At 49.2% G+C, this 15,398-nt stretch carries 13 protein-coding genes; 9 read left to right on the plus strand and 4 right to left on the minus strand.

What is annotated here, in order from left to right; genetic code table 11:
- Window positions 1-10: 10 nt before the first annotated feature.
- The gene (msbA, locus tag AK963_RS03670) at window positions 11-1,831 is read right to left on the minus strand and encodes a lipid A export permease/ATP-binding protein MsbA (RefSeq protein WP_066014122.1); all 1,821 of its coding nucleotides are present in this window, start codon (window positions 1,829-1,831) and stop codon (window positions 11-13) included.
- Between the two features lie 465 nt (window positions 1,832-2,296).
- On the opposite strand from msbA, the gene typA reads away from it, so the two are divergent.
- Window positions 2,297-4,111, plus strand: coding sequence for a translational GTPase TypA (gene typA, locus AK963_RS03675; protein ID WP_066014123.1), 1,815 nt, complete (start codon window positions 2,297-2,299; stop codon window positions 4,109-4,111).
- A 211-nt stretch (window positions 4,112-4,322) separates the two neighbouring features.
- Here the strand turns inward: typA and AK963_RS03680 are convergent, their stop codons facing one another.
- Window positions 4,323-5,306 (minus strand): hypothetical protein, encoded by a 984-nt coding sequence (locus AK963_RS03680; RefSeq protein WP_139117230.1) that lies wholly within the window; start codon window positions 5,304-5,306, stop codon window positions 4,323-4,325.
- 346 nt (window positions 5,307-5,652) lie between these two features.
- Between AK963_RS03680 and pip the strand changes: the two genes are divergently transcribed.
- The gene (pip, locus tag AK963_RS03685; RefSeq protein ID WP_066014125.1) at window positions 5,653-6,606 is read left to right on the plus strand and encodes a prolyl aminopeptidase; all 954 of its coding nucleotides are present in this window, start codon (window positions 5,653-5,655) and stop codon (window positions 6,604-6,606) included.
- Window positions 6,607-7,147: 541 nt separating this feature from the next.
- On the plus strand, window positions 7,148-7,585 hold the full coding sequence (gene dtd / locus AK963_RS03690) for a D-aminoacyl-tRNA deacylase (RefSeq protein WP_066014126.1): 438 nt from the start codon (window positions 7,148-7,150) through the stop codon (window positions 7,583-7,585).
- Window positions 7,586-7,702: 117 nt separating this feature from the next.
- On the opposite strand, the gene AK963_RS03695 is transcribed toward dtd, so the two are convergent.
- Both AK963_RS03695 and argS read right to left on the minus strand, forming a co-directional pair.
- The gene (locus AK963_RS03695) at window positions 7,703-8,287 is read right to left on the minus strand and encodes a hypothetical protein (protein ID WP_066014127.1); all 585 of its coding nucleotides are present in this window, start codon (window positions 8,285-8,287) and stop codon (window positions 7,703-7,705) included.
- Between the two features lie 151 nt (window positions 8,288-8,438).
- Window positions 8,439-10,181 (minus strand): arginine--tRNA ligase, encoded by a 1,743-nt coding sequence (gene argS, locus AK963_RS03700; RefSeq protein ID WP_066014128.1) that lies wholly within the window; start codon window positions 10,179-10,181, stop codon window positions 8,439-8,441.
- 545 nt (window positions 10,182-10,726) lie between these two features.
- Between argS and AK963_RS03705 the strand changes: the two genes are divergently transcribed.
- From AK963_RS03705 to AK963_RS03730, 6 genes are all read left to right on the plus strand, one after another.
- Window positions 10,727-11,320 carry an SPOR domain-containing protein gene (locus AK963_RS03705; RefSeq protein ID WP_066014129.1) on the plus strand — a complete coding sequence of 198 codons (594 nt, stop codon included), beginning with the start codon at window positions 10,727-10,729 and terminating at the stop codon, window positions 11,318-11,320.
- Between the two features lie 105 nt (window positions 11,321-11,425).
- Window positions 11,426-11,968 (plus strand): ATP-dependent protease subunit HslV, encoded by a 543-nt coding sequence (gene hslV / locus AK963_RS03710; RefSeq protein ID WP_066014130.1) that lies wholly within the window; start codon window positions 11,426-11,428, stop codon window positions 11,966-11,968.
- Between the two features lie 28 nt (window positions 11,969-11,996).
- Entirely contained in the window at window positions 11,997-13,334 is a 1,338-nt protein-coding gene (hslU, locus tag AK963_RS03715) for an HslU--HslV peptidase ATPase subunit (protein ID WP_202969712.1), read from the plus strand.
- Between the two features lie 80 nt (window positions 13,335-13,414).
- Entirely contained in the window at window positions 13,415-13,792 is a 378-nt protein-coding gene (locus tag AK963_RS03720; RefSeq protein ID WP_066014147.1) for a gamma-butyrobetaine hydroxylase family protein, read from the plus strand.
- Window positions 13,793-13,980: 188 nt separating this feature from the next.
- On the plus strand, window positions 13,981-14,748 hold the full coding sequence (ubiE, locus tag AK963_RS03725; protein ID WP_066014131.1) for a bifunctional demethylmenaquinone methyltransferase/2-methoxy-6-polyprenyl-1,4-benzoquinol methylase UbiE: 768 nt from the start codon (window positions 13,981-13,983) through the stop codon (window positions 14,746-14,748).
- A complete protein-coding gene (locus AK963_RS03730; RefSeq protein ID WP_066014132.1) occupies window positions 14,748-15,398 on the plus strand; it encodes a ubiquinone biosynthesis accessory factor UbiJ in 651 nt (216 codons plus the stop codon). Before ubiE ends, AK963_RS03730 begins: the two co-directional genes overlap by 1 nt.

Raw genomic sequence — 15,398 nt, forward strand, 5'->3', positions numbered from 1 at the left:
TCTTTTATCATTAAGCCGGGATCTGCTCTACGGCAACAGGCGGTTCATCCTGGAACTGCATCTTGTGCAGTTTGGCGTAATGTTCGCCTTTCGCCAGCAGCTCGGTATGAGTACCCCGTTCAATAATTCGACCATGCTCCATCACCAGTATGCAGTCAGCATTCTCAATGGTTGAGAGGCGGTGGGCAATAACCAGAGTAGTACGGCCTTTCATGATGTCATCCAGGGCCGCCTGGATATGACGCTCAGACTCCGTGTCCAGGGCTGAGGTTGCTTCATCCAGAATCAGGATCGGAGCATCTTTAAGGACCGCTCGGGCAATGGCCAGACGCTGACGCTGTCCGCCGGAGAGAAGAACGCCATCTTCGCCAACAATGGTATGAATGCCATCAGACATGTCTTTGATGAATTCTGTGGCATGAGCAGCTTCTGCGGCCAGACGAATGTCTTCCTCTTCTGCAGTATCACCGAGAGCGCCATAAGCAATATTTCTGGCAACGGTATCATTGAACAGAGTAATGTTCTGACTGACCAGGGCAATATGGCTGCGAAGGTTTCTCAACTCAAAGTCATTCAGGGGCACGCCGTCAATGAGTATGTCGCCTTCGGTATGGTTATAGAACCTGGGGACAAGGTTGGCCAGCGTGCTTTTTCCTGAACCGGATCGACCAACCAGCGCGTAGGTCTGCCCGGGCTGAATGGTAAAGTTGATGTCTTTCAGCGCGGGTGATTCAGCGCCAGAATAGGTAAAGCCAACCTGCTTGAATTCAACACAGCCAGTCACCCGGTCGCAAGTATACTGGCCATTATTGGCTTCTGGTATTTCATCCACCATTTCGAAAATGCTTTCCGCTGCAGCAATACCTTTCTGGATATTGGCATTCACTTCACTGAGCTGACGAATTGGCTTTGGCAATAGGGCCGCTGCCGTCACATAACCAACCAGGGTTGCTGTGGTTGAGTCGCCTTTGACAAACAGGACCATAAACAGCAGAAGGGCGAGGGCTATCGAAACAATGAACTGAAGAACCGGTGTGTGGACGGAGCCTGCTTTGGCCAGCTTAAGGTTCTGGCGGGTATTGGCTGCACTGGATGCGGTGAAGCGACCACATTCATAATCTTCCCCGCCAAAGCCCCTGACTTCCCGATAGCCATTGATGGTTTCAGACGTCACATGGGTCAGGTCACCCATGGAATTTTGAATATTTCTGCTGATCCGGCGAAACCGCTTGCTGGCATAGGAAACCACCATGGCGATGACTGGAAGTGCGGCTATAAATATCAGTGTCATCTGCCAGTTGGTGTAAAACAGGAAACCGAGCAGGAATACCACGGTCAATCCTTCCCGGACGGCAACACGTATAGCATCGGTAGCCGCAGAAGTTACCAGGCTGACGTTATAGGTAATACGGGCAATCAGGTGGCCGGAATTGTTGTTATCAAAGAATACATTGGGCAGGTTGACCATTCGTTCGAACATCTCGGTTCTCAGGTCGTGGATAACAAAGTTTGCGACCTTTGAGATATAGTAGTTACCCAGATAGGAGCCAATACCTCGAACGATGGCGATAATGACCATCAGTGCCGGGATCAGCCAGAGTGATGAAATGCCTGAGCCGGAAAGCCATTCCCAGTTCTGCAGCAGGGTGACCTCTTCACCTTCCAGTGCCTGAACGAAGTATTCAAGAAGTTTGGCAAAGGCGGGCTGGGTCAGGGCGAAGATGGCCAGGCCAAGGAGGCTCAGGGCAAAGTAGCCCGCATAGGGTTTTACGTAAGTCAGCAGTCGAAGGTAAATCTGCAGACTGCCAGCATTAGGGTTCTGTTCTGACATGGTATAGGATCATTTTCCGGCTCTGGACATAAAATTGCCATGAGCGTAATTGCCGCTTCCCTTTACTAGTTTGGTTGGGAAGAACGTTCTGGCGGCATTTTCATAAAAAATAAAAATGAACCCGCGAGGATAACAGCGAAATCAGCCATTTAAAAAGCCTTTTTACGGAGCTTTTGCGGAAGTGCTTCAGGAAAAATAGCAGGTTTGCTTATTCGGTTGCGGAAAAAAGTTGGCTTGTTAGTGCATTATGGCGTAGGGGTTTTGGTCGGGATGGGGTAATATTGCGCCCTTTTTGTAGAAACAGCGGTTAGTTGAAAAGCCATCATCTCCCCCGAAACGTATGGCTTTAGGCTAGTCTGTGGCTAATAGCCCCCGATAAATAGATCAAATCCCCCTGGATTTCTGACAGGTATCGAAAACGGTGTCCGTTTTCGTCGCAGGTGGATAAATTGAGAGAATGACACAGTGATCGAAAAACTGCGGAACATCGCCATTATTGCCCACGTCGACCACGGCAAGACCACGCTTGTGGATAAGCTGCTGCAGCAGTCAGGTACACTGGGCCGTAAGGACCAGGGCGCTGAGCGTATCATGGACTCCAATGACCAGGAAAAAGAGCGTGGTATTACCATCCTGGCCAAGAACACTGCGATTGAGTGGCGTGACTTCCACATCAATATCGTTGATACCCCTGGACACGCTGACTTCGGTGGTGAAGTTGAGCGCGTACTCTCCATGGTTGACTCGGTTCTGCTGCTGGTGGATGCGGTTGATGGTCCGATGCCTCAGACTCGCTTTGTTACCCAGAAAGCCTTTGAACAGGGTTTGAACCCGATTGTGGTTATCAACAAGGTTGACCGCCCGGGCGCTCGCCCTGACTGGGTTATGGATCAGGTGTTTGATCTGTTTGATCGTCTGGGTGCTACCGATGAGCAGCTGGATTTCCCGGTCATATACGCCTCTGCACTGAACGGTATTGCCGGTCACGACCCGGACAACCTGGCAGATGACATGACGCCGCTGTTTGAGATGATTACTGAGCGTGTACCTTCTCCTCCTGTAAATGTTGACGGTCCTTTCCAGATGCAGATCAGTGCCCTGGACTACAACAGCTACGTAGGCGTTATCGGTATTGGCCGTATTTCTCGTGGTATCCTGAAGCCAGGTCAGCCGATTGTGCTGGTCGATCGCGATAACAAGCAGCGTAAGGCAAAAGTGCAGCAGGTAATGGGTCATCTGGGCCTTGAGCGTGTTGAAGTGGCTGAAGCCCGTGCCGGTGATATCGTCTGCATTACCGGTATTGATAAACTGAACATTTCTGACACGATCTGCGATCCAGAGCGTCCTGAAATGCTGCCTCCTCTGACGGTGGATGAGCCAACAGTCAGCATGACCTTCCAGGTGAATGACTCTCCATTTGCTGGTCAGGATGGCAAGTTCGTTACCTCCCGTAATATTCGTGAGCGTCTGGATCGTGAATTGATCTCTAACGTTGCTCTGCGTGTTGAGCAGGGTGATGATGCGGATAAATTCAAGGTTTCCGGTCGTGGTGAACTCCACCTGTCCGTTCTGATTGAGACCATGCGCCGTGAAGGTTTTGAGCTGGCAGTTTCCCGTCCACAGGTCGTGGTAAAGGAAATTGACGGCGTCAAGCAGGAGCCTTTCGAGCACGTGGTGGTGGATATTGAAGAACAACACCAGGGACCCGTTATGGAAGAGCTTGGCCAGCGCCGTGCTGAACTGAAGGACATGGTGCCCGATGGTAAAGGCCGTGTGCGTCTGGACTTCATTATGCCAGCCCGTGGCCTGATCGGTTTCCGTTCCCAGTTCCTGACCATGACTTCAGGCAGCGGTATCCTGACCTCTATCTTTGATCACTATGGTGAAGTCAAGGGTGGGGAAGTTGGTCAGCGTAATAACGGTGTTCTGATCTCCATGGTGAACGGTAAGGTGCTGGCTTATGCACTGTTCAGTTTGCAGGAGCGTGGCCGCCTGTTCATTAACCCTAACGTTGATGTTTATGAAGGTCAGATTATCGGTCTGCACAGCCGCGATAATGATTTGACGGTGAACCCAACCAAAGCCAAGCAGCTGACCAACGTACGTGCAGCAGGTACGGATGAGAACATCATTCTGACGCCGCCGGTTCGCCACTCTCTGGAGCAGGCGCTGGAGTTTATCGATGATGATGAACTGGTTGAGGTGACGCCAAACCATATCCGTATTCGCAAGAAGTTCCTGAAGGAGCACGAGCGCAAGCGTGCCAGCCGTTCCAAGTAATATCTGGCAAATAATAGTGGTAATGTAGTTATTGAACCCCGCCCGGTTATTGAGCGGGGTTTTTTATATCAGTTTTATTTTCCATTTACCTGTTGGGCAGTTGATGCTGAACAGACATTCTGTTTTGAAGTTTCTCACCATGGTTGCGGTTCGTCATTCCACTTGATTCAGTTCGTTATACCCGTCATGGGTTTCGAAAATTTAATGTGTTTTAAAGCCCTAACCAGGGGTTGCCAGGGTATGGGGCCATGGTAAATACAAGGGTAAGAACCACGGAAAGTGCAAGGCATGCGGCAATCGTGTAACCAGGCGATGTAATCCAGCCTTCCAGCCAGTGCGGGTCACGTTTGCTCACCGATAAAAAGTGTCTGTTCTTTTTATGTTTACCCTGGTTGCCTTTATCGCCCTTATAGCGCTGTCGGATTTTTTCAATGTCTGACTTTGTCAGAGGTGATACTGGTGGCCTGTTTGTTTTTTTGCTGATTCTTTTACGGTGAGAGACGAGGAAACCTTTTTCCAGCGGTGATGTGAATAAGATGACCGGATTGATTTGTGGGTTGTCGTAGAGTTCAAGGATGGTTGAAAACAGGTATTCACCAATGTCTAAAACCGTTGCCGGTGAGGATGTCAGGTCGGTGCTGACCGGCCCGGGGCTCAGTATTTTAGAAGTGATTATGCGGTTATGGCTGATATCAATATCAATAATATACAGGTTCGCTGATAGGGCTATGCACTGTAAAACAGCACGCCGTTTCTCCTTTATGCCCTTGAAGTTATCGAGAATTAACATTTCAGGGCAAGGCTGAGTATTGCCAATGACTGTTCTGGTAAGCAGCTCAAACAGTTGTGAATAGAGTTTGTCATCATTAGCAAGACGCTTTTCCAGCTCAGTGTAATGGCTCAACCAAACAGCCAGGTCACTTTTATTCTGCTCAAGAATGAAATTGTCAAAGGCGTTTTTCTGTTTTTTATTTAACTTCAATGCCGGCTGGAGCAATTGATTCAGTTCATCATCTTGCCTGCTGCCCGTTGAAATAAAAAGCTGTGCGAGATAGATGTAAAATTGTTCAGGTCGAGTTGTATGCAGGGCTTGTAAAGTGTCTTGGGTATATTGCCAGCGATCATTTTTCTGGGTTTTATGAGAATTGGTTGAGTAAATTTGAAAGCCTGCCTTATCTACCCATTGTTGAACCATTATTTGATCATCATCAGAAAAGTGCTGCAAAGCTCTGGCTGGTATTGCTATTAGACAGATCAAAAAGATCAATGCTGTGTTGCCTGATTGGTGTTTCATATGCTTCGGACTGTTACTGTTTTGATTACCATCTTTAGGGAGGTCAGCGTAAATTACTGAATGGGGTGGTTTTATCAGGAACTCAGGCTGGAGGTTGTTTATGTCCAGAGAAGACTAAGCCTGAGACAGGTTGCCGCTGAATTAGTTCCAGATAAGCTTTTTTTAAGTGAGGATATGCCCTTTGCTGCAATAACCGTTTAAGGTTAAGGTAAGGCATTGTTCTGGTGTTTTCCTGAAAGGATTTTCCATGCGCACCCTCTATCCCGCCATCAAACCCTATGCGACCCAACACCTTCAAGTGGATGATATTCATGAGGTATACATTGAAGAGTGCGGCTCTCAGGATGGGATACCGGTTTTATTTGTTCATGGTGGGCCGGGTGCGGGCTGTACAGAGCGTGATCGCCGTTTTTTTGATCCGGAAAAATATCGGATTATTCTTTTTGATCAGAGGGGGTGTGGACGCTCCAGGCCTCATGCTGAGCTCGAGCAAAACAATACCACTCTGCTGATTGAAGATATGGAGCTGATTCGCACAAGCCTGGGGGTTGAACAGTGGTTGGTGTTTGGTGGATCCTGGGGCTCAACACTCTCGTTGCTTTATGCTCAGGCTCACCCGAAGCGAGTGTCAGGACTGGTTGTCAGAGGGATTTTTCTTTCCCGTCAACAGGATTTGAACTGGCTTTATAAAGAGGGAGCCAGCAGAGTGTTTCCGGATCACTGGGCGCACTTTCTTGAGCTGATACCAGAGGATGAAAGAGATGATCTTCTGGAAGCTTATTATCAACGGCTGTTTGGAGAGGATGAGCTGGCAAGAATGAATGCAGCTAAGCACTGGTCTTTGTGGGAGGGTAATACGGCAACCTTGCGGCCCAATCATGAATTGGTGGATCACTTTGCCGATCCGCATCTGGCGTTATCCCTTTCGCGGATAGAGTGCCATTTTTTTAAACATAAGTCCTTTATCAAACCGAATCAGATCATTGAGAACATGAATCTGATATCCGCCATTCCCGGTGTGATCGTTCATGGACGCTATGACATGATCTGTCCGCTTGATAATGCACAGGCCCTGGCGGATCAGTGGCCGGAAGCTGATCTGCAGATTATTCGAGATGCTGGTCATGCTTCCTGTGAACCAGGCATTGTTGATGCGCTGGTCAGAGCGACGGACGATTTTGCCAGACTGTTAGCCCCATAATGATTTTATTTGTAAAGTCCACCCCATTCTTGGAATGGGGTTGATTTTATAATGTATTCTCATGAGCTGTTTTTCGATGACGGGTCGCTACCTCTGTGCAAGTGAACTTGAGTGAAATCGCCATTGCCTACATTGTAACGCCCTATGGTTGCAGTCATTCTGATTACATAAAGTTTTCCGCTGGTGATCTTCGGTATATTGGTGACAACTCTGAGCAGCTGCTTGTCCAAACGTGTGATACAGCAATAGGTTGTGCAGGAAGCTTTATAGGCAGAAAACTTTCCGTAATGTGTAAAGCGACTCCTGTCTTTTCGTCTACGTTAACCTCATGCGATATACCTGAAGTGTTCCCCTTTCGCTTTCAAACTCGTCAAATATCCACCAGAGGGTCTGAAATAAGGGCTTTTGATGATTTGTCAGTTAATAGGATTAGAATGTAGTCAAAAGCAAATCACGCAGCGATTAGGATATGGATCGTTCAGTGCATGCAGTATGCTTAGAGCCTTGTGAGCAAAGTCTTGAAGTAACTTGAGAAATATTGATGAAAGGTCTGATTCAGCGTGTAAAGTATGCCAGCGTGGTGGTGGGTGGGGAAACGGTTGGAGAAATCAACTCTGGGATTCTTCTGTTGTTGGGCGTTGAAAAAGGGGATGACCCGACTCTCGCAGATAAGTTGCTCGATAAAGTGCTGAAATATCGGATTTTCAGTGATGATCAGGGCAAGATGAACCTTGGTTTGAAAGATGTGGCGGGTGGTTTGTTAATCGTTTCCCAGTTCACTCTGGTTGCGGATACCCGTAAAGGTTTGCGCCCCAGTTTCAGCTCTGGGGCCTCTCCTGAGCAGGGAGAAAAGCTTTATAACTACTTCGTTGAGCGGGCTGAAACCCTTCATCAGAATGTTGCCACTGGCCGCTTTGGTGCGGATATGAAAGTTTCTCTGCTCAATGATGGCCCCGTTACATTTCTTCTGGAGTCTTAAGGAGCTGGGGCTAACTCGGGAAGCTGGTTACCAAAATATAAGAATTATGGAAAACAAAATGAATAACCATGCTAAGTGAATACAGGCGTGGTTATTCATATATTTGCAAAACATTTATTACAGGGCTGTTTCCTTAACTCCGGAACTATCTGTTTTTACATCTTTGTAAGTGTTCATTTCGAACTGGTCACACTTGCCAGAAGAAGGTACCGGCAGTTTTGGCAGGCTGTCAGCTTCTTCTTTGTCAATGATGCTATATGTTGACAGATCAATGGGTGCTTTGTATGAGCATTTGATAAAGCCGTCTTCAGTTTCTTTCTCCTTCAACAGACTTGCATCGAAGTTGATTCTACGAAGTTCGGCTTGGTAGTTGTGGTTGTGATAGTGCTTATGTGCGACACCCATAATTTTGCCAGGCCCCGGGCATACAGCAGCAATGCTGGAGCCTGCCAGTTGGCCGGCTGGGTAGTAATATTGGCCACACGCTGCATTCAGTGTCTGTTGGTAGATAAATCTGGCAAAATAACCACTCGTGGTGTGATTAACTACTGCCTTAACGGCCCATGGGCCAAATTGAGCGCCGAGCCCTCCGCCCAAATAGCCTGCAGCCATCACTGCTGCAGGTCGTGCTAAAGGAGCGACAGCACCGGTAAATGTCCTGGCAACTTGAGCTAATCCGTTGTAAATGGCAGAACCATTCATGGTCGACCTCCTGAAATATTCTTCTGAACTACTGTTCTAGACTATGAGGTTCTGGAAAAGTTCCGCCAATGTTGACTTATAGGGCAAATAAGTAGTGGGAGACGTTAGAGGGGGCGCCTGACACTGGGTGTCAGGCGGGGGTATCAGGTGATTACATCTGTTCGACCGTTTCAATACCCAGCAGGCCGAGACCCAGCTTAAGGGTTCTGGCGGTCAGGGCGCAGATCTGCAGGCGGCTGTTGCGCAGCTCTTCAGAAACCCCTTCCTTGTTAACCGGGCAGGCTTCGTAGAACTTCATAAAGGCGCCGGAGATTTCGTACAGGTAAGCACACAGCTGGTGTGGCAGACCTTCTCTGGCAACCGACTCAATGGTTTCACTGAAACGACACAGCTGCAGAGCCAGCTCACGCTCAGCGTCGTTCTCGATCAGGATATCCCCGGTAAGATCCGACTCACTGATGCCTGCTTTGCGGAAAATGCTCATGATCCGTGTGTAGGCGTAGAGCAGATAAGGTGCCGTATTGCCCTCAAAGGCCAGCATATTATCCCAGTCAAAGACGTAGTCACTGGTCCGGTTTTTGGACAGATCAGCATACTTGACAGAGCCAATGGCTACAGAACGGATCACATTGACCTTCTGCTCTTCAGACAGGTCGCCAGATTTACTGGCAATCAGGGCTGCAGCTCTTTCTTCCGCTTCATCCAGAAGATCTGCCAGTTTGATGGTGGTACCAGCACGGGTCTTGAATGGCTTGCCATCTTTACCCAGCATCATGCCAAATGCGTGGTGCTCCAGTGACACGTGGTCAGAAGCAAAACCTGCCTTGCGGGCAATGGTGAATACCTGCTCGAAATGCTGTCCCTGGCGTGCATCTACGTAATAGAGAACACGATCAGCGTTCAGGGTATGGCAGCGGTGACGAATAGCAGCCAGGTCGGTGGTGGTGTAGAGGAACCCACCACCGGACTTCTCGACGATGACGCCCATTGGATCGCCATCCTTGTTTTTGAATTCATCCAGAAAAACAACCTTGGCACCGTTGTCTTCGCTCAACAGCCCTTTTTCATCCAGCAGCTTGATGATGACTGGCAGGCTGTCGTTATAGGCGCTTTCACCCATTACGTCTGTAGCGGTCAGTGAGACATTCAGGCGGTCATAGGTGTCCTGGTTGTGTGACAGGGTGATATCGACCAGCTTTTTCCACAGCTTCAGACAGTACTCGTCACCGGCTTGAAGGCGCACTACGTAGCTTCTGGCACGGGTTGCGAAATCAGGATTTTCATCAAAATGCTTCTTGGCTTCGCGATAGAACGTTTCCAGGTCAGAAAGCTCCATGCTCATGGCTTCCTGGCTCTCTTTCTCGAGCTCTTCCAGGTGGGCGATCAGCATGCCGAATTGAGTACCCCAGTCACCCAGGTGGTTCTGGCGGATCACCTTGTGTCCAAGAAACTCAAGGGTTCTTGCGGTTGAGTCACCAATAATGGTGGAGCGCAGGTGGCCAACGTGCATCTCTTTAGCAACGTTCGGTGCTGAGTAATCAACGACAACGGTTTGTTTGTTGTCAGTTTCAGCGACACCGGCTCGAGGATCTTTGATGGCGGAATGAAGGCTGCTGGCCAGCCATTGGGGGGCGAGATGAATGTTAATGAAACCAGGACCAGCAATTTCAACCTTGCTGGCAATGCCACCTAGGTCAAGATTATCGATCACATTTTGAGCCAGCTCCCGTGGGTTCATACCCATTTTCTTGGCAGCAGCCATCACGGCGTTGCACTGGTAATCACCGAAATTTGCCCGTGCGCTGGGGCGAACCATGGCCGGGGTATCTTCTGGTGCACCCGCAGCAATAAGCGCTTTGATGACTTTGTCTTCAAGCAGCTTGAGAATATTCATGCATGAGTCCTTGGTTAAAACTCGCTGGTATTTAACGGCTGTTCCTCATCACCCTTTGATAGTTTTGGGGTCAGAGGAGAATGTAAGCTCAAGTTGCCCATGGTGACAGAGGCTTGATCACTGGCATTGTCTACAAAGTGATTAAGAGCCTGCGGTCAGCAGGAAGTTCATTAGGGCCCTTTGATGCTTTATTGCGAAGCTGTGCACGCAAAAAAAATCACCAGACCATAGGGCATTACAACGGTTACACAATCAGGCCTGTCCGTGCAGGTTGAAGCATTTACGGTTGTCCTGATGGATTGGTAAAAGCAGGACTGATGTAATGGTTCTCTCAATTAAGGGCAGGCAGGCAGGTTGTTGTTCTGAGCACTAAATGGTGGGAATGCTATCGAAAAAGGCCATTTGTCTCAATAGAAGCACTTGCGTATTCGAATAGCAGTGCTTGAACTTATATCAGTAAGGTTGGAGAAAATGTTATCTTTATCGGGTAGTGTTCATAAAGAGTCTGACTGAAGACAAGCCTGACGAAACAAAAGTTGAGAGATATGACATCCAGATCAAACAATAGCAGGCGGGGAGCCAGTAAATCGAAAACCACCGGTAAATCAGCCGGTGTGTCCCTACCAAACTGGGCCTGGCTGCTGGCGGGTCTGGTCATTGGTGTGTTTGCTGCTTTTCTGGCAGGGCTGACGCCTTCAGCCAAAGATGTGCGGACCGTAGCTGAGCAGGTCAAGTCATCGTCCGGGGACGACAAGAAAACAGATCATCAGCCGGTGTTTGATTTTTATACCCTGCTGCCCGAATCAGAAGTGACGGTATCCATTGCGGAACCGGCAGCTGTCGCTACTAAAACACAAAGTAGTAAGCCGGATCAGAAACCTGCAGCAACAACGACAAGCAAACCTAAAAAATATCTTCTTCAGGCTGGTTCCTTCCGCAGTGCCAAGGATGCTGAACGACTCAGGGCACAATTACTGTTGGAAGGTTTGGCGCCCAGGGTCGAGAAAGTCAGTGTCGGTGGCGGGGAAACCTGGCACCGGGTTCAGCTTGGGCCATTTGCCGATCGGGTCTCACTCCAGAGTGCCCAGAAAGTGCTGGCCAGCCAGAATATTGATAGTCTTCTCTTGCAGCTCAAATAGAAAAAAGCACAATTACGGGAGGGTTTCTCTCCCGCCCCTCTTGATAATTAATTCTCCCTCCCCAATATAAGGCCTTGTTATCCGTTTTTTATTAAGGAGCGAGCCTTGGAACAGTATCGTGGCACAACTATTCTGTCGGTACGTCGTGGTGGCAGTGTCGTGATCGGTGGTGATGGCCAGGTTTCGCTGGGTGATGCCGTAATCAAGGGCAACGCCCACAAAGTACGCCGACTGTATCAGGGGAAAGTGATTGCCGGGTTTGCCGGTGGAACCGCTGATGCATTTACCCTGTTTGAGCGTTTTGAAGCCCAGTTGGAAAAACACCAGGGCCGGCTGACTAAATCTGCTGTTGAGCTGGCCAAAGAATGGCGAACCGAGCGGGCGCTGCAACGTCTGGAAGCCATGCTGATTGTTGCTGACGCCACTGCCTCCCTGATTATCACCGGTAATGGTGATGTGATGGAGACGGAAGATGGCATCCTGGCCATCGGCTCGGGTGGTTTTTATGCCCAGGCAGCCGCCAAAGCACTGTTTCACAACACTGAAATGGGTGCCCGGGATATCGTTGAAAAGAGTCTGGGTATTGCTGCAGATATCTGTGTTTACACCAACTCTAACCAAGTCATCGAAGAGCTTCCAGCTGCTTGAAGCAATAGCCATATAACGAGTTTCTGATATGTCAGATATGACACCCCGTGAAATTGTCCATGAGCTGGACAAGCATATTATTGGCCAGGACGAGGCCAAGCGCGCCGTTGCAATTGCCCTTCGTAACCGCTGGCGCAGAATGCAGTTGAGTGAAGATCTGCGTAACGAGATCAGCCCGAAAAATATTTTGATGATCGGCCCAACCGGTGTTGGTAAAACAGAGATTGCCCGTCGTCTGGCCAAGCTTGCCAATGTACCGTTTATCAAGATTGAGGCCACTAAATTTACGGAAGTGGGTTATGTAGGCCGCGATGTTGAGTCCATAGTTCGTGACCTGATGGATGCTGCCATCAAAATGCTTCGTGAGATGGAAATGGAGCGTGTTCGTCACCGTGCATTGGATGCTGCAGAAGAGCGCATTCTGGATGCACTGCTGCCGCCTCCCCGTACTTTTGGTGAAGAGTCTCAGCCCCAGGACAACTCGACCCGTCAGGTATTCCGCAAAAAGCTGCGTGAAGGTGACCTGGACGACAAAGAGATTGAGATTGATGTTCGTGAAGCAGCCATGGGTGTAGAAATCATGGCTCCTCCTGGTATGGAGGAGATGACCAGTCAGCTTCAGAACATGTTCTCTAACCTGAATACGGGTAAGTCCAAAAAGCGTAAGCTGAAAGTCAAGGATGCCATGCGTCTGGTTCAGGAGGAGGAAGCCGCCAAGCTGGTGAATGAGGATGAACTCAAGACCAAGGCCGTTGATGCTGTTGAGCAGAACGGTATTGTCTTTCTTGATGAGATTGACAAAGTGGCAAAGCGTTCTGGTGCTTCAAATGCTGACGTCTCACGTGAAGGGGTTCAGCGTGACCTGCTGCCATTAATTGAAGGTTGTACCGTTTCCACCAAGTACGGCATGGTGAAGACGGATCACATCCTGTTTATTGCATCCGGTGCGTTTCATCTGGCTAAGCCTTCAGATCTGATTCCAGAATTGCAGGGCCGTCTGCCAATCCGTGTTGAATTGAAAGCGCTCTCTTCTGATGACTTTATGCGTATTCTGACCGAACCGGATGCTTCTCTGACGGAACAGTATCAGGCACTGATGGCAACAGAGTCGCTCAATATCGAGTTTGCCGACGATGCCATTCGCCGTCTGGCTGAGGTTTCCTGGCAGGTGAATGAACGTACTGAGAATATCGGTGCCCGTCGTCTCCATACCGTTATGGAGCGTCTGCTGGAAGAGGTTTCTTTTGGTGCCGCAGACCTGGCATCTGCCCAGGATGGCGCACCTCTGAAGATTGATGCTGCCTATGTGGATAAGCATCTGGGTGAACTGGTTCAGGATGAAGATCTGAGCCGTTATATCCTCTAATCTCTGAGATACAGTGGTCAGTGTCTTACTGGCCACTCTCTTCTCTTACTCTTTCGTAATGAGTGGATACCCTGCCTGAAATGACGACCCCGATTCCTTCCGCCATTAAACTGCACAAACGCTCCAAGACTTTGGAGGTTCAGTTTGGTCATGAAACGTTCCAGCTGGAAGCAGAGTTTCTAAGAGTATTAAGCCCTTCTGCAGAGGTTCGTGGTCATGGTAACCCCGTCCTGCAGACCGGCAAACTGAATGTGGCTATCACAGGTGTGGAAATGGTTGGCCAATATGCCATCAAGCTGATTTTTGATGATGGGCATGACAGTGGCATTTATGACTGGGGTTACCTTTATGAGCTTTGTCATAACAAGGAAGCCATGTGGGATGAATACCTGCAGGCATTGAGGGATGCTGGTGCCAGTCGAGACCCGGAAGTGTCAGTGGTTCGACTTTTTCAGTAAGTAGTCTTTTAGCCCTGCGGCACTTCTAAAAAAGTGCCTTATCCTGTCTTTCAGAAGCCTCTCTTAACCCTTTCCTGATAATTAATCTCTCATAATACGTCCAGACCACTTCTCATGCTTACGCCATAAGCCATTTGCCTTTACAATAGCCAGCCATAAGATTGATCGAATGAATGCCGGGAAGGGTCATGACAGACAGTGGCAAGCAAAAGCATGATGGCACGACGCACTTTGGTTATCGTGATGTGCCAGAGAATGAGAAAGAAGGTCTGGTAGCTGGTGTCTTTCACTCGGTAGCCAGCAGCTATGATGTGATGAATGACCTGATGTCCATGGGGGTTCACCGTCTCTGGAAGCGTTTTACTATCGAGCTTTCTGCCGTCAGACCTGGTCATGCGGTACTGGATATCGCTGGAGGAACGGGCGATCTGGCAAAACAGTTTTCCCGTATTGTTGGGGATGGCGGTCGAGTCGTGCTGGCGGATATCAATGAATCCATGCTACGCGTTGGTCGGGATCGGCTGATTGACCAGGGGATTGTTGGCAACATGGAGTTTGTTCAGGCCAATGCGGAATGTCTGCCTTTTCCGGATAACACCTTTGACTGCATTACCATCTCTTTTGGCCTGCGTAATGTAACAGACAAGGATGCGGCACTGAGATCTATGTGCAGGGTGTTAAAGCCCGGTGGCAGGTTACTGGTTCTTGAATTTTCCAAGACAAACAACCCACTGCTGACCAAGGCTTATGATGCCTACTCGTTCAGTCTGCTGCCGATGATGGGCAAACTGGTGGCCGGGGACTCCGAAAGCTACCAGTATCTTGCCGAAAGTATTCGCATGCATCCGGATCAGGAAACGCTGGAAGGTATGATGAAAGAGGCCGGGTTTGTTAATACGACCTACCACAATATGACTGGAGGTATTGTGGCTCTGCATAAGGGAGTTAAGCCCTGATGGTCGATGCTTTTTTTGACAAGATCACCATCAAAACGGGGCTGCTGGCAGCCATCGAGCGTCAGGTCAATGCGCTGCTGGCACTGGACCCGGTAACCATTAAAAAACTGTCACACTGGTTTGGTAAGGTGGCCGTTTTTCAGTGCACTTCGCCACAGTGGGTATGTTATGCCCACTTTGAGCATGACCGTATCCGTCTTGCAGGCTTCTTTGAAGGAGAGGTGGATGTAACTTGTACTGGTTCGAGCGTTGCATTTGCCACACTGGCTACCCGAAGAAATCTGCCGTTCGCTGATGTTCCCGGGCTGAGCGTTTCTGGTGATGAGGCACTGATTGCTGATTTGCAGCAGATTCACCAGCAGATGGACATCGACTGGGAAAGACCGCTTTGTGAGACCTTTGGTGATATCACCGGGCATATGATGGCCCAGGGACTTCGTTTTGTTGGTGACCATGTTCATAGAGGGCAGCAGCTCATTGTGGACAACCTTGGGGAGCACCTTCATGAGGAGCTTCGTCTGATTCCTTCAAGGGTGGAAGTGGAAGGTTTTGTAGAAGAAGTGGGTCTTCTTGCTGAGTCGATGGACCGGCTGGAGCACCAATGGCAAACCTATCAAGATGCAAAAGACATATCTGATGCCAAATCATAA

Source organism: Endozoicomonas atrinae (genome assembly GCF_001647025.1).
In the GTDB taxonomy this organism is placed as follows: domain Bacteria; phylum Pseudomonadota; class Gammaproteobacteria; order Pseudomonadales; family Endozoicomonadaceae; genus Endozoicomonas; species Endozoicomonas atrinae.

Excerpts from the sequence above, each read along its gene's own strand:
- dtd (WP_066014126.1), top strand. The coding sequence starts at position 7,148 with ATGAAAGGTCTGATTCAGCGTGTAAAGTATGCCAGCGTGGTGGTGGGT.
- AK963_RS03720 (WP_066014147.1), top strand. The coding sequence starts at position 13,415 with ATGACGACCCCGATTCCTTCCGCCATTAAACTGCACAAACGCTCCAAG.
- AK963_RS03730 (WP_066014132.1), top strand. The coding sequence starts at position 14,748 with ATGGTCGATGCTTTTTTTGACAAGATCACCATCAAAACGGGGCTGCTG.
- AK963_RS03705 (WP_066014129.1), top strand. The coding sequence starts at position 10,727 with ATGACATCCAGATCAAACAATAGCAGGCGGGGAGCCAGTAAATCGAAA.
- msbA (WP_066014122.1), bottom strand. The coding sequence starts at position 1,831 with ATGTCAGAACAGAACCCTAATGCTGGCAGTCTGCAGATTTACCTTCGA.
- AK963_RS03680 (WP_139117230.1), bottom strand. The coding sequence starts at position 5,306 with ATGGTTCAACAATGGGTAGATAAGGCAGGCTTTCAAATTTACTCAACC.
- pip (WP_066014125.1), top strand. The coding sequence starts at position 5,653 with ATGCGCACCCTCTATCCCGCCATCAAACCCTATGCGACCCAACACCTT.
- AK963_RS03695 (WP_066014127.1), bottom strand. The coding sequence starts at position 8,287 with ATGAATGGTTCTGCCATTTACAACGGATTAGCTCAAGTTGCCAGGACA.
- ubiE (WP_066014131.1), top strand. The coding sequence starts at position 13,981 with ATGACAGACAGTGGCAAGCAAAAGCATGATGGCACGACGCACTTTGGT.
- argS (WP_066014128.1), bottom strand. The coding sequence starts at position 10,181 with ATGAATATTCTCAAGCTGCTTGAAGACAAAGTCATCAAAGCGCTTATT.
- hslU (WP_202969712.1), top strand. The coding sequence starts at position 11,997 with ATGTCAGATATGACACCCCGTGAAATTGTCCATGAGCTGGACAAGCAT.